Genomic DNA, 24,227 nt, shown 5'->3' with positions numbered 1-24,227 from the left:
GAAATTCCTCACTTTTTCAAAGGGATTTTTAACAAAAATGTTGTTCCTTGTTGGATTTTGCTTTGTACTTCGAGCACAACATGATATTTCGTTGCAAGCATTTTTGTAATACTTAAACCGAGTCCAGTTCCCCCTCCATTTTGCTGACGTGATTCATCCACTCGGTAAAAACGGTCAAAAATAAAAGGCAAGTGCTCCTCAGCAATCCCTATACCATTATCCTTCAATTCAATATAAAAGCAATCATCCAATCGAGCTGTTGAAATTGTAATTTCAGGAACAGCTTTATTATATCTTATTCCGTTTTCAATAATGTTGCGCAATATTTGTGCAAGTGCTTCAGGTGAAATTGGAAGTAAATCGGTTTGCTTAATTTCCTCTATTTGAAATATAGCATGCGGGTATACCGCTTTTAATTCATTTATTACTTGACTGATTACTAAAACAACATCAGCTTGTGCGGCTCCCCCTTGCTCTCGTCTTGCAAGCTGCAATAACTCTTCAATCATTTTTTTCATTCTTTTCACTTCATTAAGCGAGCTTTCGATAGATTCATTTAGGATTTGTGGGTCGTCCTTCCCCCAGCGTGCTAACAAGGATAGATGCCCTTCGACAGCTTGAATGGGTGTGCGTAGTTCATGAGAGGCATCTGCAACAAATTGCTGTTGCTGTGTAAAAGAAATCTTTAGCTCCTCTAACATCGAATCGTACATTTTTAGCAAATCGCCAATTTCATCGTCTGCATGATAAGTAAAAGCCTCGCGCTCTGTTAAACCTTTATCTCGTACTAATCGCATTGAATCCCTAAGCTGTTGAAGTGGTCGAACTAAACGATTTGCTAAATAATAACTAATAAAAGCGACAAGCAATAATGCACCTATTCCTACAATCGTCATTGTTGTTAAAACATATTGCATCATTTTTTCGAAGGTTGTAAGTGGGTGAATTAATTGCATATAACCTTGAAATGACCCAATTTGTACAATGCGCTCGATGATATAGGCATCTGTCCCTTGAATATCCGACTTACGAACGACCGTTCCTAAAAGCTCCTCATAGGTCGTCGCTGTTGGTGCTGCGGGCAATACGTCATTGCCAAAATGAAGAAGCTCTATCCCATCAAAATTCATAATCCGCACTGTTTGCTCTTGATGAATAATTGATTTTAAGTCTGGATCACGTTGCAATAGCTGGATTGTAATTGCCGGCGTTTCAAAAAACACGCTAATATCATCCGCTGTTCTTAGAGCATTGCGCTCCTCATTATTTAAGAGCCACGTGTGCAATGATATATATAAAATCACACAAATAACCGCATAACTAATAAAGATGGTGACAGCGGTTGAAAGCATCCATTTCTCTTTTAGTGACAATTGATTATATAGTTGTTTCATTGCTTAGCCTCTCATTACATAGCCGACGCCGCGTACCGTTTCTATATAGGGCTGCTCCTCCGTCTTCAACTTGGTGCGCAAATGGCGTATATAAACATCTACGACATTCGTCTCCACCTCACTATCAAAGCCCCAAACAGCTTCCAAAATGCGTTCACGCGTACAGACTTTATTTATATTTTGTGCTAAAAACACTAATAAATCATATTCTGTCTTTGTCAAATCTAGTTTTTTATTTTCAAAAGCTACTTCGTAAGCTTCTAAATCAATTTCTAAACTGCGGCATACGAGCAAATTTTCTGTAGCTTGCTTGCTAACACGTCGCATAATAGAACGAATGCGAGCTAGTAGCTCCTCAATCGCAAATGGCTTGACGATATAATCATCCGCCCCTGCATCCAGTCCAGCAACACGGTCCATTACCGCGTCACGAGCCGTCAGCAAAATAATCGGGACATTAGACTGCTGACGAACCCGTCTACATACTTCAATCCCATTTAATTGTGGTAACATTACATCTAGCAATAGACAATCATAATTATCCGTAAGTGCCTCTGATAAGCCTTCTCGTCCATCGAATACACACTTTACGTCAAATTGCTCATGCCTCAATTCTAATTCAATAAATCGTGAAATATTTTTTTCGTCTTCCACTAACAGTATTTTTTTCATCTATATCACCATCTTATTTATTTCTACAGAAATATATATTCATGCTCGACTGTTCTCACTTCGGAGACCTTAAAAATGCTCTAATAACTTTACAAAAGTTTTTAAGGCGGTTGTATTTTCATCCAATGAGATAAATATAGCCTCTGGCAGAAGCCGTAGTTAACGACAATTCATTTTTAGTAAATAGCTAGGGCTGTCCAAAAAGGGCTACCCCTTTTCGGACAGCCCCGAATCAACCTCTAACCTTATTGTACGTCATCATAAATTTTGAAGCCATTTTTTTCTACCATTTTCGCCTTGTATAATGCCTTATCAGCATTTTCTAACAACATTTCTAATGTTGTAGCATGGTCAGGGTAATAGCTAGCACCAATTGATACGGTTGGCTTAAAATGATTCCCTTGAATAATTGCACCGAGCAGCAGGTTTTCTTGAATGCGGGCGATAATGTCATTAATCACCTTTTTCCGCTCATTTTCTATAATAGATAGATCCGCTAAAATTACAACAAATTCATCCCCGCCCACTCGCACAGCAAAATCACTAGCTCTAATACTTGCTGCAATGCGCTCGCCTGTCAATTTAATAAATTCATCCCCAACATCATGACCGTATCGATCATTAATCGCCTTAAAATTATCACCATCAATATATAAAACTGCGATGGAGCGGGCATTTTCCTTTGCAAAATTAAGAACACGTGGAAATTCCTCTTCTAAATACCTTCTATTCGGAAGCTGTGTTAGATTATCATGATAGGCCATAAAACGCAGAGAATTTTCAAGCTTTTTACGTTCTGTAATTTCGCGTGATACCATAATGATTTGATAGGCATTTTCTTTTCGCTCATCTTTTGCAGCCTTATATTTCCCTTCCGTCCAAATGATAAGACCTTTTTTTGTCTGCAATGCTAGCTCAATTGTCATTTCATTGCATTCCACATTCTTCAATTCTGATAGCCATGTTGCTTCACTTTCTCTTGTTAAAAAGGAAGAATAGCTTTTGCCAATTAACTCTTCCTCTACATATTCAAAAGTGTGAGCATATGATGGTGAAGCGTATTCAATAACACCGTTTTCATCCATTATGACAATGAAATCATTCATATTTTCAGTAATCATACGGAAAGTCCGCTCAATGTTTTGGAGCTCTGCCATCAAGCGCCTTTTATCAGAGGAATCATAATTAACCGAAAAATAGCTATCAATCTCACCATCTGCATTTACTAAAGGAATAATGGTTGTTTCTACCCAATATAATTCACCTTGCTTTGAACGATTGCATATTTCACCTTGCCATATATCACCTTGGCGTAGCGTATCCCACATTTTTTCACCAAATTCGGGTGGGTGATAGCCAGAATCTAATACATCATGTGTTTGACCAATTAACTCCTCTCTTGTATAGCCAGTACGAGCAATAAAGCGGTCGTTTAAATCAATAATTTTTTTATCGCTATCAATAATGGATAATTCTACAGCATTATTAATAGCATTTTTTATTATTGCTAAGCCATGTGATGTTTCGCGCAGTTCTTTTTGCTGCTCAATAAAATCTGTAATTTCTTGCAAAATTAAAAATATCGCAATAACGCTACCGTTTTCATTTGCTAGCGGTGAAAATGTCGCAGTAAAGCTTCGTATTTTATTTTCTTTATCTATGAATTTAACAATCTTTGAAGTAAAATTATCGCCGCTTTGCGCATCTGTTAAGTAGCTCTGCCACTCAGCTACGTAAGGCTCTCTAATTAGAGGTAGACTTAGAAATGGTTGACCTTGCATGCTTTTTGCACAAATGCCAAAATCATCAATAAAACGCTCATTTGCCTCTAAAAACATCAAATCATTCGATATTAAAACAGTTGATAAAAATGTTTTAAAGAACACCGAGCGCATAAATAAGTATTTATCTTGCAAATCACGATCAAAGGCGATTTCCTTTGATATTGCTAAAATGAAGATTTCATCATGAACAAAAATCGGAAAAACCGTCGTTTCATGCTTCCTCACTTCGTTCGTGTAATAATCATAGTCCTGAAAATTTTGCTGTACTTTTGTTTCAACAGCTAAATGATAATAATGCAAAATTGTTTTTGCTAAGTGTTTGGGCATGATTTCAGCAACTTTTTTTCCGCATGGAGCAACATCAAAAAGACGACTTGCAGCAGTATTTGTATATACGTACTCAAAATCCTCGTCCTTTTTCTTCATAAAAAAGACCATATCTTTGCTATCTTTAAACATTATATTAAATTGCACTTCTGAAAGAAATGGTTGCACCATCATTCGTGACACCTGCCCTATATCCATTATGCTATAGAAAATTCAAGCTTTAATTTTCTAAGCGAGTTTATGAAATTTTATTTTCAATTAAGCCTTGGCTAACTCTAGTCCAGAGCTTTTCAAAATCTGTGACATCAGCCAAAGCTTAGACCAACATAATATTGGTCATCGAGTCGTTACCACATATGTGGTATTCTTCGACTTAGTTCCTCTTTGTCAGCGGTTATTTTGATGTTCGCCGAATTGAGCCTAATATACGACCGCCTATTGAGGGAGACTTTTTCTAAAGGAAGTTAAACTAGAATGAATATATCATATCCCTATTTACCCACGCCTTTTTTACTAAAATTTGCATTTAAAAAAATGTTTGAAAATCGATAAAAAAGGCAATAAGTATAAATAGAAAATGCATTTTTGTTATATATTATAGCAATTTTCATCGCCTTAATAAAATAATTATTTATGGAAAAAACAGTGTGAATTTACTGTTATTTAATATTAACAATTCTCGCATATCTGAATATTCAGAGTAGAAAATCTCACTTAAGTTATTTTTATTTTTTCGAGAAAAATGCTTGCAGAAACAACCTATAATATTATATGATATTTTCACGAAAATATCTCTTTTGTTAGCAAGTATACATATGCTTGCAGCAGCAAAAGATAGCCTTTGGCACATATTTGGGATGTCCATAACCGTTGGTGATTTTATAACGGTTATTTTTCAACTTTTTTTAACATTGAAAATTCTGCCGCGGCAACATTAATCGTAATTTCATATGCAAAGTAGCGAGTAACTAAAGGTTGTAACATAGTACGATGTCTAGGTTATATAGGAGTTAAGTTCGAAATGCATGCCTTGTGATTTTTTACCTATCCCCTATTAAAGGAGGCGTTTCGCATGTTGAAACCCCGTGATGTACATGAAGCAACTGAACTCTATCAACTATTAAGCCATCCATCTGTTTTTCCTTATGTCCGCCAAAAAGCAGCATCGGCTGAGGAATATTTGTTTATGACAAAGCAGCTTATCGAGGAAGAACAGAATGGTATTACGATTTCCCGAACAATAGTAGATGATTGGGGGCAGCCAATCGGAACAATTAGCGTTTATGATATTCAAGATGGTGCGGGCTTCCTAGGCACTTGGATTGGGCAGCCATTTCAAGGAATGGGCTACAATCAAAAAGCCAAATTATTGTTTTTACAAGAGCTTTTTTTCCAATATGATTTCCATACAGTTTTTTTACGTATTCGGAAAGAAAACAGCCGTTCAAAGGCGGCGGCACTTAAGCTACCATATGTAGCCTGTGCAGAGGAATCACACCCTGCACTTTTTGAGCAAATTAATCGCGGTGAAGCTCAATTCGATTTATTTAAAATTCCAAAAGATTTATTTTATTTAACAACTGCCCATGCACAAATTGATTCTGAAGAGCAAGCAATGTGAATAGAAGGCTGACATAGTTTGCAAAACTTGTCAGCTTTTTTAATTTATATTTCCCCAACAATGTGTAATAATCTCATACAATTAGGATAAGCAAATGGCTGTAGAAAAAGCAGGCTTGTGCCTGCGTCTCTACAGCCTTTGCATTATTTTTCATACTGTGTAATCAGCACAACCATTTCATCTGGTGTTTTAGGTCGCTCAGCATCAGCCATCGCATCAATCATTTCACTTTCATGCTCGACTACATAGTTTAGTGCATCGATAAATGATTGCTTCGTTAAAGCCTCTTCCTCCAACACATGGGCAAATTTTTGTTTTTTAAATAAATTTGCATTTAATATTTGGTCACCACGACTTTTACTTGCGGATAACGGAATAAGTAACATCGGCTTTTGTAGTGCTAGAAATTCAAAAATAGAGTTTGAACCTGCACGAGAAACAACATAGTCTGCTGCATGCAATAAATTAGGCAACTCCGTTGTCACATATTCGAATTGCTTATAGCCTTTTAGAGATGTTAATGATGCATCAACATTTCCCTTACCACATAAATGTATAATATGATAGCGCTCTAGTAGATTGGATAAATTCATGCGCAATGCATCATTCAAAACAACTGAGCCTAAGCTTCCTCCCATAACGAGCAATACTTTTTTCGCTGTTTGCTCGAATTGACAGAGCTCTAACCCTTTTTCTCTAGACCCTTCAAACAATTGTTGTCTAATAATTGAACCTGTGCATGTAGCTTTATCGCTTGGTAAATGCTGCATCGTTTCTTTAAATACAGTAAAAACATGTGAGGCAAACGGTAAAGCTAGCTTATTTGCTAAACCTGGTGTTACATCAGATTCATGTACAACGACAGGAATGTTTGCTAATTTCGCTGCCATTACGACAGGAACAGAAACAAAGCCTCCTTTTGAAAAAATAACAGTAGGTTTTACTTTTCGAATAATCGAAAAGGCTTGCGTGATACCATATAAAACACGAAATGGGTCTGTAAAGTTTTTGACGGAAAAATAGCGACGTAATTTCCCACTTGAAATGCTATGATACTTTATTTCAGGGAAATTACTGCCAATTAACTCTTTTTCTATACCGTCGTAAGAACCAATATAATGAACTTCATATCCCTCTTTCATTAACGAAGGAATAATTGCTTCATTAAGCGACACATGCCCCGCGGTCCCTCCACCTGTTAAAATAATTGTTTGTTGTTTCACATCAATTCCCCTATTCTTTCAAACTTATATTGAATCAATTATACCTTGGCTAGCTCTATTCTGAATTCAGCTTTAGACATGCGTTATAGGTCAATCAGTCATTATTGCACGATATGACACTTTTAGAGACTGACCTTCTTTTTAAGAGCTCCTCACTGAATTCCTGCCATCTGCCAGAGGCTTTAACTTCACTTTTCATCCAGTACAATGATTTACAACACCTTATTGTACTATATGCAGCGGAAAAGATATAGATGATATAGGAAATTCAAGGAGTAAATACGGTCAACAAAAGTAAAACAAGAGCCTCTATAGCCATCAAATTTAAAGAAAATCTGTGATTTTTAGATTTGTTCAAATGGCTATGCCCCCTAACTGAAACAATAAGACCGCCTAGAATAAATTATCTTCTAGGCGGCCTTATAGTGTAAAACATATTGCGTTAATTTAAAGTTATTTCTAATTTGCGAACATTAGCTAATCGGCGTTGAACAAGTGCCGGCTAAAATTCCCACTAATCTAAGCTTCGCTTTATTTTTGAATAAATTGTTGTGTCCAATAGTTACCATTTTCAACATAACCGACGCCGATATGTGTAAATTGAGCATTTAAAATATTCGCACGGTGCCCTGGTGAATCCATCCATGCTTGAACGACCTCTTGTGGTGTACGCTGACCTTGTGCAATATTCTCCCCTGCACTTTTATACGTAATACCTAGTGCTTTCATACGCTCAAATGGTGAACCAAGTGTTGGGCTTGTATGTGAAAAGTATTTATTGCTTTGCATATCCTGTGATTTTTCACGTGCTGCTGCCATTAACTTTTCATCCATTTCAAATGGTTTTAAACCAGCGTTTACACGCTCTACATTCGTTAACTTTACAACCTCTTGCTCAAAAGCACTGACTGTTTGGTTTGTCGATGTAGATGGTTTTTCCGTAGTTGGATTTGTATTAGATGGTTTCTCCGTAACTGGTGTTGACGGTACAGTTGGTTTTTCTGTCACCGTATTAGAATCTGATGGTTTTTCTGTAACCTCGTTTGAATCTGATGGTTTTTCTGTAGTCGGTGCTGTTGGCACAGTGTTCGACCACTTATTCCCTGTTTGCTTGTCCTTCAATGGCATAACTATTTGCCATTTATGATCTGACCATTTATATATTACTTTACAATTTGTTACTTGCTTTACTTGTACTTGCTGCCCATCAGAAACATTTGCTGAAGCAGACGCCATTTGGATTGGTGCTGCTATTAAAAAAGTTGCAAAAACGGCTGTTAATGTTTTTTTCATTTTGCAATTCCTCCTTTACGCTAGTAAGCATACAAGAAAAATTTACGCCATTTATGACCAAACTTTACCAATGAAACCATAGAGAGCAAAAATTATTGAAAAATCAATGTTTGTTCTTCCGTTTATCAGGTACGATTTGCCATTCTATGAAACAGTTACACTTTAAAAGCTGTTGACACTTTTTAAAATTAGTAGATTTTTAATTACCGATTATTGATATCTCGTTAATATTTTCTCCAATAATAACGAGCTTCGGCTCCATTTTTACGTATTCAGGTAGCCATTGCACCATCCCATATGCATATTGGAATAGCATCGGGTTACGTGCACCGGCAATTGGCACATAGCCTTTCATGCGATAAACGGTTTCAGGCAATGAGCGTACCCACGCCTCAAACTCCTCCTCGCTAAAGCTTGTCGTAAACTGCACTAAACGTGAGCCTAAATTAAAGCTTTTGCTGATTTTTGCTGGTGTAACCTCATCTTTAGATGGCTGAATCATCGACTGCATTTGCTGTAAAAATTGAATTGGTACTCGACCATTTGTTGTTTGTAATAGCGCGGCATGCGCATTAAAGCTTTGTAACTCGTAAACTACTTGCGCTTGTTCTTCTTCCGACAATAAATCAATTTTATTGGCAAGTAGTATATGTGCATGACGAATTTGTTCCATAAATAGAGAGCGTGCCTGTGGTGATAATGTGGAACGATTTAGCCATAGCTTGCTATCTGCTACAGTTACAATTCCTTTAATATTCAATTGCTCCGCGAATAAAGGAGAAAACACTGCATCTAATGCCTCCACAGGATGAGCTGCTCCTGTCGTTTCAATTAACAATACATCGAATTGCTGATCAAATAATAATGATTGAATTTGTGCCTCCGTCTTTTCGGCCCCTGTACAGCAAATGCAGCCCTCTAGCATTTCCTTTAATGGAACATCTTTCTCCACCGCCTGTGAATCGAAAGGTAGTTTGCCAAGCTCGTTCATAATCACTGCTGGCTTCAAGCCCTGCTCCTTAAACTGTCGAATCACATCTATTAATAGCGATGTTTTACCGCTTCCTAAAAATCCACTTAATAAATAGACATCTTTCATTATTTCTCACCTCTAGAAAGGGGCTGTCAGAAAAGGTTTTACCCTTCCTAACAGCCCGTTATTTACAAAGAGCGTGTCTCAAAATGACTTTTCAGACACGCTCTTTCTTATTCATCACTTGCTTCTGTCTCTGGCTCCTCACCAATTAAAAGCTTTTTCGCTTCCAATAATTGTGGGTCATCCGTACGAAGTTTCTCGCGTAATGCATCCATTAATGCATATGTTGTTTCTCCAGATAAAACACCTGTATCCTCTAGATTATTTGCTACTTGGAATTGCTTTACTGCTTCTTCAGTTTCTTCATCAAACAGATTGTCGACATTTCCTACCTCGTAGCCTAACACTTCAAGCATTTGCTCGGCTGCATTGACAAGCTTTGAATTCGTTTCTAACTTTAACTCTTGCTTCGGATCAATATAAGGTAATGACGCGTAAGTTGCTGTATCTACATCAATATCCGGTACAATTCCTTTTTCATTAATCCAATTACCATTTGGTGTTAGCCATTTACTAGTTGTAAATTTCAAGTTTGCGCCGTCTGGTAAATCGGTTACTGTTTGCACTGTTCCTTTACCAAACGATGGTTTACCGACGATTTTTGCTCCTGCAGACTCTTGTAATGCGCCTGCTAAAATCTCAGAGGCAGATGCACTGCCCTCATCTATTAGCACTGTGACAGGAATATCATATTTTTTCCCACCTTCTGCAACCATTGCTTCAGGTTCTCCTGTACGACTTTGAATAAGTAGAATTGGCTTGCCCTCTTCTACAAAGAAGTTTGAAATTTCTAATGCAGCCGTTAAATAGCCACCTGGGTTTTGCCGTACATCAAGCACAAGCCCCTTCATTCCTTGCTTCTCAAATGCAGCTAAATTTTGAGCTACCTCTTTCGCTGTTTGCTCACTAAATGATGATATTGAAATATGGGCGATTTTATCCTCTCCCATTTCACCGTGCACAGTTTCAATCGGAATATCATCACGCACAATCTTCATTTCAATAGGCTCTTCTCCATCACCACGTTGAATCATTAATGTAACAGATGTACCTTTTTCACCTCGAATACGTAAAACTGCCTCTGAGGCACTTAAACCTTTCAAGCTCTCACCATCAACAGACAAAATTAAATCCTTTGGTAAAATACCTGCTTTCTCTGCTGGTGAATTTTTAATTGGTGACACGACCATTATATAGCCATCTCGCTCTTGGATTTCCGCGCCAATACCCTGGAAGCTAGACGATAGGCTCTCATTAAAGTGTGCTGCTTCCTCTCGGTTCATATAATCTGAATATGGGTCCTCAAGCGCATCAAACATTCCATTAATTGCACCATGAATTACTTTTTCATCATCTATTTCTACATAGTAATTTTTTTCAGTTCATCAAAAGCATCATAAAGTTGCTTAAATTCTGTACGCTCCACAGGGACTTTTACTTCTACTACCTTTTGCTCCCCGAATGTTAAAGCGAAAATCGTTAAACCAGCTGTTACTAAAATCGTTAGGAACATCAGCATAATAAATTTAAAAGGTTTTATGCTTATGTATTTACCCGCAGGCTTTATAGGTTGTTGCTGAACCTGTTCCTCAGTTCGTTGTTGTTCATCCATTACTTTCACCACTCTCATTTTCCACTATGTACGGCACACTATTCTTATCTTAACAGTTTATACACACTTCGAAAAGATTAGACGTTCATTTTTTTATTTAGTTTCACAATTATAGCAATTTTTTCTTAACATTTATGATACTCACTTGTTCCAAATATAAGCCTATTATATAGTTTTAATAGCACTTTAAGGAAAGCAATATGGAGGTTTTATTTTGTTCAAAAATTTTCGTGAAGACATGAAGAAGGAATTGGAAATCGTTCAGGAAGATTTGGCGAAGGATACTTTTAAAGTTTGGCAAATTGACTATAATGGTCACACAATACGCGTTGTTAATGCAATAACAGAAGAAACACTCGCCATCAACAATATCATTGTGGATTGTAAAAAGCGCGACAGCATGTTCAAACAAATCGTTCCATTCGTTAAGCTACAGGGGAACATCGTTGAAGACGATGGTTCTATATCAAAGGTGACAGTAAAACTGGGTGGATTTATGAGTTTGAATTGTCTTATTAAAGTAAACGGTTATGTACTACTACAGGAAAAATATAACATACCACTAAAATAGCGTTTGTATCACACGACTGGAGCGCTCTCTCTTGTTATTTTAACAAATGAGCCCATTGCAGAAGCACTACCGTCAGCTTCCAAAATGCTAGCTATGCACTTTATCTTATCATAGTAAGGACAGCAATAATCCAAATTATTAATGTAAAAGAAATGGTTAACCAAAAAGTATTTACAGCTGTCTTATCATCTTGTTTAGTCTTTTTTATAATGCTCACTAGATTTAAACAGAAAACAATACCTAATATCGGCATAAAGTATAAACCTAAAAACGCAAAAAAATAGCATCATTCCCCCCTTTATTACTTTAAAAAGGCAAGTGACCTGTTTATGAACCTTCTACAGTTGGTCACTCGCCTCTTTTTGGTTTACTTTAAACGCCGCTATATCAACTATTCCTGAATCGCAGCCTCAAGTGCTACTTTCATCATGTCATTGAAAGTCGTTTGGCGTTCTTCCGAAGAAGTTGCTTCACCTGTTAAGATGTGGTCTGATACTGTTAAAATAGATAGTGCTTGGCGACCATATTTAGCAGCCAATGTGTAAAGTGCAGCTGTTTCCATTTCAACTGCTAATACACCGTAACGCGCTAATTTTTCATTTTGATTTTCCTCTGAATAGAACATATCTGCTGTCATAACATTCCCTACTTGAAGGTTTAAGCCTGCTGCTTGACCAGCATTGTAAGCTTTTAATAATAAATCAAAATTAGCCGTTGGAGCATAATCGATGCCATTGAAAATAATTTCATTCATTTTAGAGTCTGTCGATGCTGCTTGCGCTAAAATAACGTCACGCACCTTTACATCCTTTTGAATCGCACCGCAAGTACCTACACGAATTAATTTTTGTACGCCATACTCTTCCATTAGCTCATTAATATAAATAGAAATAGATGGTACACCCATGCCTGTCCCTTGAACAGATACGCGCTTTCCTTTATAAGTACCTGTATAGCCAAACATATTTCGTACTTCGTTGTAGCATGTAACATCCTCTAAAAAAGTTTCAGCAATATACTTCGCACGTAAAGGGTCCCCGGGAAGTAATACGATGTCAGCAATTTCACCTTGTTTTGCATTAATATGAATACTCATAATTTTGTCCCTCGTTTCATTATTAGTCATTTCACATCATACTTGTTTTACGCTTTTTTCGCAAGGTTAGACGTCTTGCTTTTGTTTTTTTATTCACCATATATCTCCAAATATAAAGACCAAAGCTCATCGAAGGTTGCCGCAGTTAGAATATCGTCTCCTTGCATCTCGATATACTGTGATAATTCCTCGAAAGATGTCGATATTTTAGGAAAACTAGTGTCACGAAAACATGCCTCCGCAAACTGAGACTTAGCATCATTTGCCAGTCCGCCGCGGTATGTTAAAATGTAAGAATAAAAAGACTTTTTCAAAAATTTCTCTCCTTTTCACAAAAATCTACTTCACAAAGCATTAATATATAGGTAAACTTATTAAAGTGATGAATAATTTATCCTATAGAAAGATGGTGACAAATTTGCTATTAAAAAGGAATAAATTGAAAAGGGCTGCACCAATAAAGCTTTTCGCAAAACGAAAAAAAGAAAAGCAGCCAAAAGCACCCGTAGAGAAAAAGAAAAAGGCTAGATTTTATCAGCTTATTCGCGGACGAATATTACTTGTTTTCTCTTTATTATTAGCGATTATTCTCGCCATGGAAGTGCTATCGTATACTAATATTACTAAATTACAAACAAGCTTGCGAGATTTTGCTGATGAAAATTTGCAGCAGCAAATTTCAATAAATAATTTAGCAAGCGATATTGCGAAGCTTTCCAGTCATGAGCAGACATTTATCATTACAGGAAAAGAAGAAACTTTACAACATTACGAGATGGTTAAAGAAAATATTAATACGAATATTGCTGAGCTACAAGTAATTTTGGAGGATTTTGAAGAAGCTTCTAATATTCTAGCTTCAATCAAACAGCTTTATAGCGTTTATTTAACACATTCTCAAAATATGATTGATACACGCACTAAGTACGGCTTTGAAAATGCCCAAAAGCTGATGCATAATGGGGGTGGGCAATCATTAAAAGCATATATTGACGATTATTCGGTCAATTTAATCGATTTATTAGAAAGTAAAAATGAAGAATTGATTAAAGAGCTTGAGCAATATGCAAGCGCTACTAAAATATCATTCTTTACGCTATCAATTATCGCAATGATTTTAACGATTATATCTGGCTACATATTGTTTAAATCAATTCGACGTAACACGCACTCTATCAATACATCTATTTTAGATATTGCGAGTACTGGTGGCGATTTAACACGACGTGTACGTGTTAAAACAAATGATGAATTTGCGCAAATTGCTGACTCAACAAACACATTAATCCATTCAATTTCTACACTTGTAAAGCGCGTTTCTGGCTTAGCAGAAAATGTTTCTGCAAGCTCTCAGGAATTAATGGCAGCAGCAGATGAAAACGCAAGAATGATTGATTCCATTGCGCATTCTACGCAGGATATTGCAAATGATAGCAATACAATTATTAAGCGAATGGGACAAGCTGCCCAAGATATGCAGTTGCTTGAGCAATCGATGCGTGACTTAAATGAAGGTGCAACAGAGGTTCATCAAGCCTCTGAGGAAATGCGTATTGTAGCAAATAACGGTAGCAAATCTGTTAACCATTCTTCAACAGTGATGATGGACATTGAAGAAACAATGGCCAATACAACAATGACTGTTGAAGCACTTGGCAAAAAATCTGGAGAAATTACTTCTATTATTAGTACGATTACAGGTATTGCAGAGCAAACAAACCTGCTTGCACTAAACGCAGCCATCGAAGCCGCACGAGCTGGTGAGCACGGGAAAGGCTTCGCTGTCGTAGCAGATGAAGTGCGTAAACTAGCGGAACAATCGCAAAAAGCGGCACTTGAAGTAACCGGTATCATTTCTTCCATCCAAACAGAAGTAAAATCAATTATTGCGCAAAATCATGATGGTGTGCAATCTGTTATTAAAGGCGTAGAAGTTGCAAATGAAACGAATGATTCTCTTGATAAAATTTTAAAACAAACAGAGCGAACAACAGAAATTATTGCTCGTATGGTAGAGAAAATAAATGTGACATTAGACTATAGCAACGCAGTGAATACTTCCTTTGTTGAAGTAAATGCGATTGCAGAGCACACAGCTTTCAGCACAGAAACGAGCGCTTCTGCAGCAATGCAAGGCTCTGCATCAATGGAGGAAATTAACGCAGCCGCTTCTGAATTAGCGAAGCAGGCAGACGATTTACGCAATGTTGTTGGAGAGTTCAAAGTATAAAAAACGTCCGAAAAGCACTGCTTTTCGGACGTTTTTACCGTCTACTATCACTACTCAAACAAAGCTTTATATTTACCGTAGCCCTGCTCCTCCAGCTCCGCGATTGGGATAAAACGCAATGCCGCCGAATTTATACAATAGCGCATGCCTCCTAAATCCTTCGGTCCATCTGGGAAAACATGTCCTAAATGGGAATCCGCTGTTTTACTCCGAACTTCTACACGTCGCATGCCATGCGACGTATCAAAATGCTCTGTCACTTCCTGTTCCTCTAACGGTTTTGCAAAGCTTGGCCAACCGCAGCCTGCATCGAACTTATCAAGCGAAGAAAATAGCGGCTCACCAGAAACGATATCAACGTAAATCCCCTGTTCAAAATGCTGGTCATATTCATTGCGATAAGGTGGCTCTGTCCCCTGCTGTTGCGTTACATAATATTGCATTTCATTTAATTCCTTCAATCGCTGCTCTTTATTTATCATGTCCATCACCCCAATGTTTTTCTCTAAATGCGACGCGCCCTGAGCCTACTGCATAGCGCTCATAATGCGCAGGATTTTTCTGATAATAATGCTGGTGGTATGCCTCTGCTGCATAAAAAGGTTTTGCGGGTAAAATTTTCACTGCAATGGGCGCAGCAAACTTGCTAGAGGCTTGCAAGGCGGCCTTAGAGCGCTCAGCTATTTCACGCTGCTCCTCACTATGATAGAAAATCGCAGTTGTGTACGATTCCCCTCTGTCATAAAATTGTCCACCTACATCAGTTGGGTCTATAAGCGTCCAATATAGCTCCACAAGCTCTTCATAGGAAAATAACGCTGGATTGAAGGAAATTTGGACCGCTTCTAAATGCCCTGTCGTTTCAGAGCAAACCTGCTCATATGTCGGGTTCTCCACATGTCCACCTGTGTAACCTGAAACAACGGATTCGATTCCTTCTACTTCATCAAATGGCTTTACCATACACCAAAAGCAGCCACCTGCAAACGTTGCATATTCTAACATTTATTTCACCTCTTCTGCGGGAATTATGATTTCTAATAATATTTTATCATTTTTCAAATCAATTTCTTTAGCACGAACTCTCGAGCCAGAAGCAATATTGATTCGCGATAAATCAACGTAAATTTCCTCCTCATTCGGTCTAACAATCATCCAGCTCGGAAATTCAATCGCATCTTTCATGAGCTTTAGCACAGTCGATGGTGGAATATTTAATTTTCCTACATTTACCTCTGTTTGCTTTAGACGTATGTTACCATCGCTGACAATAGGCTCAAAATCCATCGAAATAGGAACTGTAATACCGAAGACAATTAACTCACTAAATAACTGTACTTGCTCGTTTACTTCTATTTCTACAGGTACCGGTGATTTCTCTAACGGCCCTTTTCCCATATATTTTTTAGCGATTCCTTCAAATTCTTTTGCCGTTGTTTGAACCGTTAGCACATGCCCAGTTATTTGTTGCTGTTCTGGAATTGCTTTTCCTTCTACTTTCGAAGTCGCCAAATAAACGATAAAAACAATCGAAAAAATAACCGCTCCTGCGAGTAAAAAAAAGGCGACTTTCCATTTATTCATCTATTGTATCACTCCTCAAATCCAATCAAGCCATCCGTCATTTCTTCAATACCACATGCCGTCATTGCGGATACAATGCGCTCTGTCATTCGCTCATAACCTCTAGAATTCGGATGGAAAAAATCTGTATGGTACACTAAATCCTCATTCGTATGAAACAGGTCCATTACAGGGACAAAGCACGCGTTCCCATCCTCTTCTGCTAACTGGATAATTTCATGATTCCATTCTACAATAATTTCTTCAAATGGAGTGATTTCATCTACGACAATCGAGAAAGGGTTATAAAAACCAATTAAAATGAGGGGGGCTTCTGTATTTTTAGCACGAATTCTTTTAATAATTTGCTCGTAATTATTTTTAAAATTTACCTTTCCCTCATCAAACATCTCTTTTTTTAAAGAAAAGATATCCGTCTTGACTACTTTCATGACATCATTACCACCCATTGTTATCGTAACCAAATTGGCGGTTGCTAATTCCTTATCATAATGCCCTTTTTCAAGAAGTGCCAACAGCTGCTCACTGCGACGCCCTCTTTTCCCTCGATTATCTAATGTTACAGATGCAATTGCAGGCCATTTCTCAAGCCTTTCAATCAAACGTTCAGTAAATCCTTGTCGTTTATATTCATCGCCTACGCCGTCCGTTAAAGAGTCTCCTAGTGCAATATACTCTATATCCCTTGCATCTATTTCCTTTCGGCTCAGCCAGTCTAATTGAAAAATTTCACTGAGCTTATCTACAATGCTTTCCCTTTTCACTTGTTCAATATAAAGGGCATCATCTATTGGTAATGGTACATTCGTCGTACCAAGCGATTTCTCATACTCTTCCTGCGTTATATCGGACTCATCCACCGTCACTGAGCAAGCAACTAGTAATAAGCAACAACATAACACACTAACAAACAGCCTCATTCGTTCCTCTTCCCTACCAATCTTTAAATATTAAAACTACTATTTTTAACTTATGTATAGTTCATTATAAAGGATATGACGAAAACAAACACGGGAGGGCATCCAACATGCCGTGCGCAGACGTCATATCGGATGCTGTCAGTGGTGTTTCTTCCAAAAATCCACTCGAAGAAAATAGCAAAAGGATTCATTGAAGATAGGATAAACAGCCGATTTAATGGATTTTCTTCTAAGTAGCAGAAATTAAACTTTCACTGCACACACTAAATGGAAACATCCGTTAAGGTCATTTTATGTTGACATTGTATTGAAAGAATGATTTTTTCCTCTTTTTTACTTAGAAGAAACACCACTAAAGTCAGTACTTCTGTCAATTCTAAAGAAAGCTCTCTCTATTGTCATAAGCAAACATTTTATCAAAACACCAACGAAAGCGTCCAAAATGTCGGCTTCTGCACGGCATTTTGGACGCCACTTCTAGTCCTATTCCGCAAAATAAATAAAGCCAATTGCCCCTGGACCTGTATGTGTACTAATAATTGGTGAAGTAAATGCAATTTCTGCATTATCAAAGCCTGTTGATTTAATTAAATCCAACAACGGCTGTCCCATCGTCTGTAACCCACCTGCATGTGAAAGACCTACACCTTTAACTGTTTTACCAGCAGTATCTTCTTGGAACTGTTTAAATAAATAATTGACGACCTGTTTATGACTACGTGCTTTTGATACAGGTGTATATTCGCCGCCCTCTAAGCTAGCGATTGGCTTAATATTTAATAATGAACCAATCATCCCCTTGCCTTTACCGATACGGCCACCTTTAATTAAGTTTTCTAGCGTATCAACAACAACATATAAGTTCGTATTCTCACGCACTACATCTAAGCGCGCTACAATTTCCTCCATTGAAGCGCCTTCATCGCGTAAGCGAATCGCTTCACGGATTTGGAATGCTAGACCAAATGCAATAAAGCGTGAATCCACAACTGTCACATCTGAAGTCGTCATTTCAGCAGCTTGTCGAGCAGATTGAACTGTGCCACTCATACCACCTGTCATATGAATTGATAAAACTTGGTCGCCATCTTTTCCAAGCTCGTCGTATAGCTCTTTAAATTTCCCAGGTGCAGGCTGTGAACTTTTTGGGAGCTCAGATGAACGTTTCATTATATCCATAAATGTGATAGGTTCTATATCTATCCCATCTACATATGTATTTTGTCCAATTGAAATTGTTAATGGCACAACATGTATGCCATGTTTCGTAATTTCCTCTTTCGTTAAATCACACGTTGAATCAGTTACAATATGAATTCGTCCCACTAATGACACATCCTTTATATTCTTCTTTCCTATTATAAGTAACTTGAATTACTACTGTAAAGGTGACAAATGTAATCACTATTCATTGATAATTGTCTTTTTTCCATATGACATATTGTAGTTACAACTAATGACAAATATGTCTGTCTAAAAAATATCTATTTTACTATAGTATTTAACAAGGAGTGATTTCAATGCAAAACATCGTTTTCGATTACAAATCAAAAAATGAAGAGCTATGGAATGCAATTACACATGGTATTGGCTTATTTATCAGCATCCCTGTTTGTGTCGTTCTTATTTTACAAGCTATTGCTACAGGCGGCGTTGTCGAAGTCGTCTCATACAGTATTTTTGGGGCATCGCTTATCATATTATTTTTAAACTCTACACTACTACACAGCATGCCTTTACGCTTTAAACGCCTTTTTGCAATTCTTGACCATTCAGCTATCTATATTTTAATCGCTGGAACGTACACACCGTTTTTAGTCGTTATTTTAGATGGCGTTTTAAGCATTACATTATTATGTATTATTTGGGGTATTGCGATATTTGGGGTCGTTTTTAAATGTTTATTTATTCATCGCTTCGAGGCATTTTCTTTAGGCCTGTATATCGCAATGGGCTGGCTCATCATTTTTGTGATAAAGCCGGTTTATGCATTTTTACAATTGGAAGGCTTTTTATTGCTGCTAGCAGGTGGACTGTTCTTTACATTCGGCGCTATTTTCTACGCTTGGCATCGACTCCCTTACAATCATGCAATTTGGCATCTTTTCGTTATCGCAGGCTGTGCTTGTATGGTAGGATGTGTGCTATTTTATTTGTAAATAACAGGACTTTTCTATCAAAAAACGGCTTTCTTGAAACTTTTACTAGAAAAAACAGTATAAATAGTATTCAAGTATAAAGGAGCTGTAATACAAATGCAGAAAAAAATGTTGTTAGCATTAACCGGTGTAGCAGTTATTGCTGCCGGCTGTAGCACAACGGCGACACCGAAAGAAAATACGACTGAAAAAAGCGATTTATCACTAGAAGAGGTATTTACAAAGAGTGTTGAGAGACAAAGTGAAATTCAAAGCTTTAATGCAACAATTACAATGACACAAGTAATGGATATTGGAGATGGCTCAAAAGCCGATACAACAGCTAATTTAAAAATGGGTGCAGTAAAAGAACCTATGCAATTTTTTGTTGATGGTTCAATTTCCATGACAGAACAAACAAATGGTGAAAAATTCGATATGCCACTCAAAATGTATATGACTGCCAATGATGGTTTTTATGCTTACGACAGCGCATCAGAAACATGGTTAAAGCTGCAGCAGGAAGCTTCATTAGAGGAATTACTAAATCAAGCAGGGGTACAAGCAGATGCTTCTGAGCAACTAAAATTGTTAGAAAAATATGCTGATGACTTTACATTTGAGCAAACGAATAATGAATATATTTTAACACTAAATGCTAGCGGCGATAAATTTAAACAATTAATCGAAGAGCAAGTAGCAATGACAATGCCTGATGCGCCTGTTGAACAATTAGAAAATCTATCTTTTGATGACACTACTTATCAATTAACGATTGATAAAAAGACGTATGATATGAAAGAAATGAAAATGGATATGATTATTACAATGGAAGTGGAAGGCATAACAGCGAAGATTGACCAGAAATCAACAACAAAATACGAAGATTTTAATAATACAACGATTACAATTCCTCAAGAAGCACTAGATAACGCGCAGGAAGTACAGTAAAACTACAATTAATAAGACTAATTAATAGCTTTTATTCATTCTTCTTGACTTTTTAAGCCTTGAGAAAAATAATACATTGCGAAAAGTTTCTATTATTTTTCCTAGCTAATGATAGCGGAGTTGTCCGAAAAGTCCATTTTGTTTTGACACTGCATTGAAATCAATGTTTTCATCGCTGCCCTTTTACTAAAGGATAACGCTGCTAAAGCCAATGTTCATCCCATTTTTAAAAGAGGCGTTCTCTGCTTATATGAATCAACATTTTGCGAAACATCATCGCTACTGTCCAAAATGCCGGCTATGCACGGCTTTTTGGACAGCCCCGTTTTTATTTACACAAATAGAAAGAAGTCGTGTGACAATTTATTTTGGCTAACGCAAAAATATTTAATATAGATACAAAGAGCTGCTCGAAAAGATATATACTTTTCGAGCAGCTCTTTATTTTTTACTCTTCTGTTACTACTGTTTCTGATTTCTCTTCTTTTGGTTGTACCGATGTTGGCACTGCTACAGGCATTTGCTGTGCGTATTGTTTGACAGCGCTTTTGCCCACATATGCTTCAATTAATTCTTTAACATCAATGCCTGATGAAGCTTTTAATGTTTCCTGCAAGGAACCCATTAAATTTGTTGCGTACGAAGTAACTTTATTTGCTCCTCCGCCTTCTCCACCGCCAGTATCAACAACTGTAATTTTGTCGATATTCGCTAATGGACTTGCCACCTGCTTCGCATATTCTGGCATCATGCGTACAATCATATCTAACACAGCCGCTTGACCATACTGCTCAAATGCTTCGGCGATTTTTTGCTTCGCTTCAGCTTCGGCTAAACCGCGCAGGCGAATAATTTCAGCTTCAGCCGTACCTTGTGCACGCTCCGCATCTGCCTTTGCTAAACCGTCAAGACGAATACGCTCTGCTTCCGCTTGAGCTTGTGCTTCAATACGATATTTCTCCGCATCTGCCTGCGTTAGCTGCTTCATTTTCTCTGCTGCTGCTTGCTGCTCAATCGCATAGCGCTCAGCATCCGCCTTTTTCTTCACTTCCGAATCATATTGACGCTCACGACGTAAAATCTCACGTTCCTCAAGCTCAATTTGCTTTTGACGCTCAATAATTTGTACTTGCATTTCCTGCTCTGTAACTTCCTGCTTCGCGCGAGCTGTTTCTAACTCATACGCTTGGTCTGCTCGCGCTCGTGCTATATCTTGCTCGCGGCGATATTCCGCAACCTTTAATTGATTATCCTTTTCCGCTTCGGCGATTTCTGTTGCACGTGCTAGCTCAGCCTTTTGTGCCTCTTGATCCGCTTGTGCACGTTTAATACGTGTTTCTTTATCTGCCTCTGCTGTTGCAATATCCGCATCGCGCTTTACTTGTGCAATACGTGGTTTACCCAGTGATTCAAGGTAACCATTTTTGTCACGTACATCTTTAATTGTAAAAGATACGATAACAAGACCCATTTTCGCTAAGTCCTGTGATGCCACACGTTGTACTTCCTGTGAGAATTTATCACGATTTTTATAGATTTCCTCTACTGTCATCGAGCCTAAAATCGAACGTAAATGTCCTTCTAATACTTCACGTGCTTCCATTTCACGCTCATGCTTTTCCTTGCCTAAAAATTGTTCTGCTGCTGTAGCAATTTCAGAAATGGAACCGCCAATTTTGATAATTGCTGTACCATCTGCCATAACTGGTACACCTTGCTCTGTATACACTTCTGGTGTCGTCACATCTAATTTACTTGATAACAGGCTTAATGGCTCTGCTTGTTGGAATACCGGGAATACGAATGTACCGCCCCCGCGAATAATTTTGATACGGTTTCCAGTCTCATCAGTGTGGACATTTTTTGAACCTAAGTAGCTCCCTGTTACAATTAATGCTTCGTCTGGGCCTGCTGTACGATATTTTGCCACATAAATTCCTAAAAATATAAGAATAATAACTACGACAACCCCAATAATACCTAAAGTTTCAATCATTGTTTTTCCTCCTTTAAACTATGCATTCGTAAAACCTTTGTCATAAGATGTCACAAAAGCTGTTCCTTCTTTTACTTCGATAATCAAGACTTTCATGTCATAAGGAATTTCTTCACCTTGGTAGCTTGCTGCTCGCTTTGAAATAATACCATTAACTGATTCGATAACAATTTCACCAAAGCCATCTATTGGTATTGGTACAATAACCTTCGCTGTTTGCCCTTCCAATGAGGCATCTGTATAAACGAGCGATACCTCCGCTGAGCGCAGTGGCACGAGAAGGAAAAAATACAGTAGCGCTGTTAAAATAGCCGCAATAATTAAGGCGATGATGAAAGCAACAATGCTCGCTAAAGATGTAAAGCGCTCAAGTAAATAACCGCCCGCTGCCGTTACCGAAATAAAGGTAAGAATCACGGCTGGATCAAAATAAGGGATACCTTCAGCTACGCCATCCGCTAAATCAGCAAATACCAAATAGAGCAATGTACAACTCCCGATGACAATTAACACTGTCAAATAAACTGCTGTGAGTGAAAATCCAAACAACTAAATTCTCCTCCTTCCTTATGTATTACCTTATTTACGAATAACTTCCATTAAAGTTTCGAAATAATAAAAAAATATGCAGACAATTATGTATGCTCATACTTTAATAAAAAATTAACAACAATGCACCGACAATGAAGCAATAATATGAAAAGTAAGCTAGTTTTCCATTTTTCATAATGCCCATAAACCATCGCATTGCAAAATAAGTCATGAGCATTGTTGCAATAAATGTCGCAACATAAGGAATAATAAGCGCTTGTTCAGCAGGGTGTTCGATAAAATCCTTTACGCCTAATACAACACCACCTAAGCTAATTGGAATATATAGCATAAATGAAAAACGCAAAGCTGTATCCTGCTTCATCCCTACAGCTAACGAGGAAATAATCGTTGCCCCAGAACGGCTTATCCCTGGCATTAAAGCAACCGCCTGCCCACATCCAACAATAATGGCATCTTTTAATTTTAAATCACCATCGCGCTTAGTTCCACGTAAATTTCGGATTAACCAAAGGGCGATCCCCGTAATAAAAAGCGTAATCGCAATCGTCGTCATGCTCGAATTTTCTGCGATAACATCACTTAAAAGCACACCAAGCACGCCCGCTGGAATCGTACCGACGATAACAAACATTGAAAATTTAAAATCTGATAGGTAACGTTTCTCTTTCGTTTTTAAATACTGCAATGAATGCGTGATAAGACGTGCAATATCTTCACGAAAAATATAACAAATGGCGATGAGTGATGCAGTATTTGTTAAAATCGCAAATGTAAAGCCTTGCTCCCCCATCCCAAGTAGCTCACTAGCAATCATAACATGACCGCTTGATGAAACCGGAATTGGCTCCGTAAATCCTTGTACTAAACCAATAATAATGTGCTTAATCAAAACAATAAAATCGAAATTTTCCATAATACACTCCTTCTCAATCGTTTACATACTTTGTTGCTGGTGCTTGCTAAAATTGATAGGTTCAACTAACACTTTATGTTACACAAAAAAACGATATTCTTAAAGTACAAGCTGTAATGAAATAGAAAAAAGGGCGTGTCTAGAAAGTTATTTTAAGACACGCCCTCGCGATTCAATCTTAGAACACCGCGTTCTGTAGCAACGGCTGAGTGACTAATATTATGGCGGTACAAAGTCGAAGCTAGGCTAAA

The 24,227-nt window shown here is 37.6% G+C and carries 21 protein-coding genes and 1 pseudogene; 5 read left to right on the top strand and 17 right to left on the bottom strand.

The annotated features are described in order from the left end of the window. Positions 1-8: 8 nt before the first annotated feature. The 3 genes from MHH70_RS02150 to MHH70_RS02140 form a co-directional block, all read right to left on the bottom strand. Positions 9-1,394, bottom strand: a complete 1,386-nt coding sequence (locus tag MHH70_RS02150) for a HAMP domain-containing histidine kinase (protein WP_342472429.1) — start codon at positions 1,392-1,394, stop codon at positions 9-11. A gap of 3 nt (positions 1,395-1,397) precedes the next feature. Next, positions 1,398-2,066 (bottom strand): response regulator transcription factor, encoded by a 669-nt coding sequence (locus MHH70_RS02145; RefSeq protein ID WP_082798916.1) that lies wholly within the window; start codon positions 2,064-2,066, stop codon positions 1,398-1,400. A gap of 245 nt (positions 2,067-2,311) precedes the next feature. Further along, the gene (locus tag MHH70_RS02140) at positions 2,312-4,351 is read right to left on the bottom strand and encodes a diguanylate cyclase (RefSeq protein ID WP_342472428.1); all 2,040 of its coding nucleotides are present in this window, start codon (positions 4,349-4,351) and stop codon (positions 2,312-2,314) included. Positions 4,352-5,249: 898 nt separating this feature from the next. On the opposite strand from MHH70_RS02140, the gene MHH70_RS02135 reads away from it, so the two are divergent. After that, positions 5,250-5,798, top strand: a complete 549-nt coding sequence (locus MHH70_RS02135; RefSeq protein ID WP_342472427.1) for a GNAT family protein — start codon at positions 5,250-5,252, stop codon at positions 5,796-5,798. 143 nt (positions 5,799-5,941) lie between these two features. Here the strand turns inward: MHH70_RS02135 and MHH70_RS02130 are convergent, their stop codons facing one another. From MHH70_RS02130 to MHH70_RS02115, 4 genes and pseudogenes are all read right to left on the bottom strand, one after another. Then, positions 5,942-7,021, bottom strand: coding sequence for an undecaprenyldiphospho-muramoylpentapeptide beta-N-acetylglucosaminyltransferase (locus MHH70_RS02130; protein ID WP_066162917.1), 1,080 nt, complete (start codon positions 7,019-7,021; stop codon positions 5,942-5,944). A 531-nt stretch (positions 7,022-7,552) separates the two neighbouring features. Then, positions 7,553-8,314: a CAP domain-containing protein gene (locus MHH70_RS02125; protein ID WP_342472426.1), complete on the bottom strand. Its 762-nt coding sequence runs from the start codon at positions 8,312-8,314 to the stop codon at positions 7,553-7,555. 199 nt (positions 8,315-8,513) lie between these two features. Beyond that, a complete protein-coding gene (locus tag MHH70_RS02120; RefSeq protein WP_342472425.1) occupies positions 8,514-9,413 on the bottom strand; it encodes a CobW family GTP-binding protein in 900 nt (299 codons plus the stop codon). A gap of 107 nt (positions 9,414-9,520) precedes the next feature. After that, a pseudogene (locus MHH70_RS02115) lies at positions 9,521-11,022 on the bottom strand (S41 family peptidase). Between the two features lie 214 nt (positions 11,023-11,236). On the opposite strand from MHH70_RS02115, the gene MHH70_RS02110 reads away from it, so the two are divergent. Beyond that, a complete protein-coding gene (locus tag MHH70_RS02110; RefSeq protein WP_342472424.1) occupies positions 11,237-11,593 on the top strand; it encodes a hypothetical protein in 357 nt (118 codons plus the stop codon). Between the two features lie 391 nt (positions 11,594-11,984). Here the strand turns inward: MHH70_RS02110 and deoD are convergent, their stop codons facing one another. Both deoD and MHH70_RS02100 read right to left on the bottom strand, forming a co-directional pair. After that, positions 11,985-12,689, bottom strand: a complete 705-nt coding sequence (gene deoD / locus MHH70_RS02105) for a purine-nucleoside phosphorylase (protein ID WP_342472423.1) — start codon at positions 12,687-12,689, stop codon at positions 11,985-11,987. Between the two features lie 89 nt (positions 12,690-12,778). Continuing rightward, positions 12,779-13,003 carry a YozE family protein gene (locus MHH70_RS02100; protein ID WP_342472422.1) on the bottom strand — a complete coding sequence of 75 codons (225 nt, stop codon included), beginning with the start codon at positions 13,001-13,003 and terminating at the stop codon, positions 12,779-12,781. 68 nt (positions 13,004-13,071) lie between these two features. Between MHH70_RS02100 and MHH70_RS02095 the strand changes: the two genes are divergently transcribed. After that, positions 13,072-14,919: a methyl-accepting chemotaxis protein gene (locus MHH70_RS02095; protein WP_342473147.1), complete on the top strand. Its 1,848-nt coding sequence runs from the start codon at positions 13,072-13,074 to the stop codon at positions 14,917-14,919. Between the two features lie 50 nt (positions 14,920-14,969). Here MHH70_RS02095 and msrB read toward each other — a convergent pair whose 3' ends face one another. The 5 genes from msrB to MHH70_RS02070 all read right to left on the bottom strand — a co-directional run bounded on the left by msrB (position 14,970) and on the right by MHH70_RS02070 (position 18,749). After that, positions 14,970-15,401: a peptide-methionine (R)-S-oxide reductase MsrB gene (gene msrB, locus MHH70_RS02090; RefSeq protein ID WP_342472421.1), complete on the bottom strand. Its 432-nt coding sequence runs from the start codon at positions 15,399-15,401 to the stop codon at positions 14,970-14,972. Beyond that, a complete protein-coding gene (gene msrA, locus MHH70_RS02085; protein WP_342472420.1) occupies positions 15,391-15,924 on the bottom strand; it encodes a peptide-methionine (S)-S-oxide reductase MsrA in 534 nt (177 codons plus the stop codon). The genes msrB and msrA overlap by 11 nt, the downstream gene beginning before the upstream one ends. After that, the gene (locus MHH70_RS02080) at positions 15,925-16,503 is read right to left on the bottom strand and encodes a YpmS family protein (protein WP_342472419.1); all 579 of its coding nucleotides are present in this window, start codon (positions 16,501-16,503) and stop codon (positions 15,925-15,927) included. A gap of 8 nt (positions 16,504-16,511) precedes the next feature. Next, a complete protein-coding gene (locus tag MHH70_RS02075; protein ID WP_342472418.1) occupies positions 16,512-17,423 on the bottom strand; it encodes a GDSL-type esterase/lipase family protein in 912 nt (303 codons plus the stop codon). 483 nt (positions 17,424-17,906) lie between these two features. Then, the gene (locus tag MHH70_RS02070; RefSeq protein WP_342472417.1) at positions 17,907-18,749 is read right to left on the bottom strand and encodes a DegV family protein; all 843 of its coding nucleotides are present in this window, start codon (positions 18,747-18,749) and stop codon (positions 17,907-17,909) included. Positions 18,750-18,943: 194 nt separating this feature from the next. Between MHH70_RS02070 and MHH70_RS02065 the strand changes: the two genes are divergently transcribed. Together MHH70_RS02065 and MHH70_RS02060 are read left to right on the top strand one after the other, a co-directional pair. Further along, positions 18,944-19,582, top strand: coding sequence for a hemolysin III family protein (locus tag MHH70_RS02065; RefSeq protein WP_342472416.1), 639 nt, complete (start codon positions 18,944-18,946; stop codon positions 19,580-19,582). 96 nt (positions 19,583-19,678) lie between these two features. Next, on the top strand, positions 19,679-20,512 hold the full coding sequence (locus MHH70_RS02060) for a DUF6612 family protein (RefSeq protein WP_342472415.1): 834 nt from the start codon (positions 19,679-19,681) through the stop codon (positions 20,510-20,512). 448 nt (positions 20,513-20,960) lie between these two features. On the opposite strand, the gene MHH70_RS02055 is transcribed toward MHH70_RS02060, so the two are convergent. The 3 genes from MHH70_RS02055 to MHH70_RS02045 form a co-directional block, all read right to left on the bottom strand. Beyond that, the gene (locus MHH70_RS02055; RefSeq protein WP_066162880.1) at positions 20,961-22,508 is read right to left on the bottom strand and encodes a flotillin family protein; all 1,548 of its coding nucleotides are present in this window, start codon (positions 22,506-22,508) and stop codon (positions 20,961-20,963) included. An 18-nt stretch (positions 22,509-22,526) separates the two neighbouring features. Then, on the bottom strand, positions 22,527-23,057 hold the full coding sequence (locus MHH70_RS02050; RefSeq protein ID WP_066162877.1) for a hypothetical protein: 531 nt from the start codon (positions 23,055-23,057) through the stop codon (positions 22,527-22,529). A 103-nt stretch (positions 23,058-23,160) separates the two neighbouring features. After that, positions 23,161-23,976, bottom strand: coding sequence for an undecaprenyl-diphosphate phosphatase (locus tag MHH70_RS02045; RefSeq protein ID WP_066162872.1), 816 nt, complete (start codon positions 23,974-23,976; stop codon positions 23,161-23,163). Positions 23,977-24,227: the final 251 nt, after the last annotated feature.

It is taken from the genome of Metasolibacillus sp. FSL H7-0170, assembly GCF_038593115.1.
Lineage (GTDB): Bacteria > Bacillota > Bacilli > Bacillales_A > Planococcaceae > Metasolibacillus > Metasolibacillus fluoroglycofenilyticus.
Note: the sequence above shows the minus strand (reverse complement) of the source record. Positions and strands in the feature narration are given on the sequence as shown.

What these genes read in the sequence shown, in the direction of transcription:
- MHH70_RS02075 (WP_342472418.1), bottom strand. Translation starts at nt 17,423, where the DNA reads ATGAGGCTGTTTGTTAGTGTGTTATGTTGTTGCTTATTACTAGTTGCT.
- MHH70_RS02060 (WP_342472415.1), top strand. Translation starts at nt 19,679, where the DNA reads ATGCAGAAAAAAATGTTGTTAGCATTAACCGGTGTAGCAGTTATTGCT.
- MHH70_RS02045 (WP_066162872.1), bottom strand. Translation starts at nt 23,976, where the DNA reads ATGGAAAATTTCGATTTTATTGTTTTGATTAAGCACATTATTATTGGT.
- MHH70_RS02140 (WP_342472428.1), bottom strand. Translation starts at nt 4,351, where the DNA reads ATGATGGTGCAACCATTTCTTTCAGAAGTGCAATTTAATATAATGTTT.
- MHH70_RS02055 (WP_066162880.1), bottom strand. Translation starts at nt 22,508, where the DNA reads ATGATTGAAACTTTAGGTATTATTGGGGTTGTCGTAGTTATTATTCTT.
- MHH70_RS02065 (WP_342472416.1), top strand. Translation starts at nt 18,944, where the DNA reads ATGCAAAACATCGTTTTCGATTACAAATCAAAAAATGAAGAGCTATGG.
- msrB (WP_342472421.1), bottom strand. Translation starts at nt 15,401, where the DNA reads ATGATAAATAAAGAGCAGCGATTGAAGGAATTAAATGAAATGCAATAT.
- MHH70_RS02120 (WP_342472425.1), bottom strand. Translation starts at nt 9,413, where the DNA reads ATGAAAGATGTCTATTTATTAAGTGGATTTTTAGGAAGCGGTAAAACA.
- MHH70_RS02080 (WP_342472419.1), bottom strand. Translation starts at nt 16,503, where the DNA reads ATGAATAAATGGAAAGTCGCCTTTTTTTTACTCGCAGGAGCGGTTATT.
- MHH70_RS02150 (WP_342472429.1), bottom strand. Translation starts at nt 1,394, where the DNA reads ATGAAACAACTATATAATCAATTGTCACTAAAAGAGAAATGGATGCTT.
- MHH70_RS02145 (WP_082798916.1), bottom strand. Translation starts at nt 2,066, where the DNA reads ATGAAAAAAATACTGTTAGTGGAAGACGAAAAAAATATTTCACGATTT.
- deoD (WP_342472423.1), bottom strand. Translation starts at nt 12,689, where the DNA reads ATGAGTATTCATATTAATGCAAAACAAGGTGAAATTGCTGACATCGTA.
- MHH70_RS02135 (WP_342472427.1), top strand. Translation starts at nt 5,250, where the DNA reads ATGTTGAAACCCCGTGATGTACATGAAGCAACTGAACTCTATCAACTA.
- MHH70_RS02095 (WP_342473147.1), top strand. Translation starts at nt 13,072, where the DNA reads ATGAATAATTTATCCTATAGAAAGATGGTGACAAATTTGCTATTAAAA.
- msrA (WP_342472420.1), bottom strand. Translation starts at nt 15,924, where the DNA reads ATGTTAGAATATGCAACGTTTGCAGGTGGCTGCTTTTGGTGTATGGTA.
- MHH70_RS02125 (WP_342472426.1), bottom strand. Translation starts at nt 8,314, where the DNA reads ATGAAAAAAACATTAACAGCCGTTTTTGCAACTTTTTTAATAGCAGCA.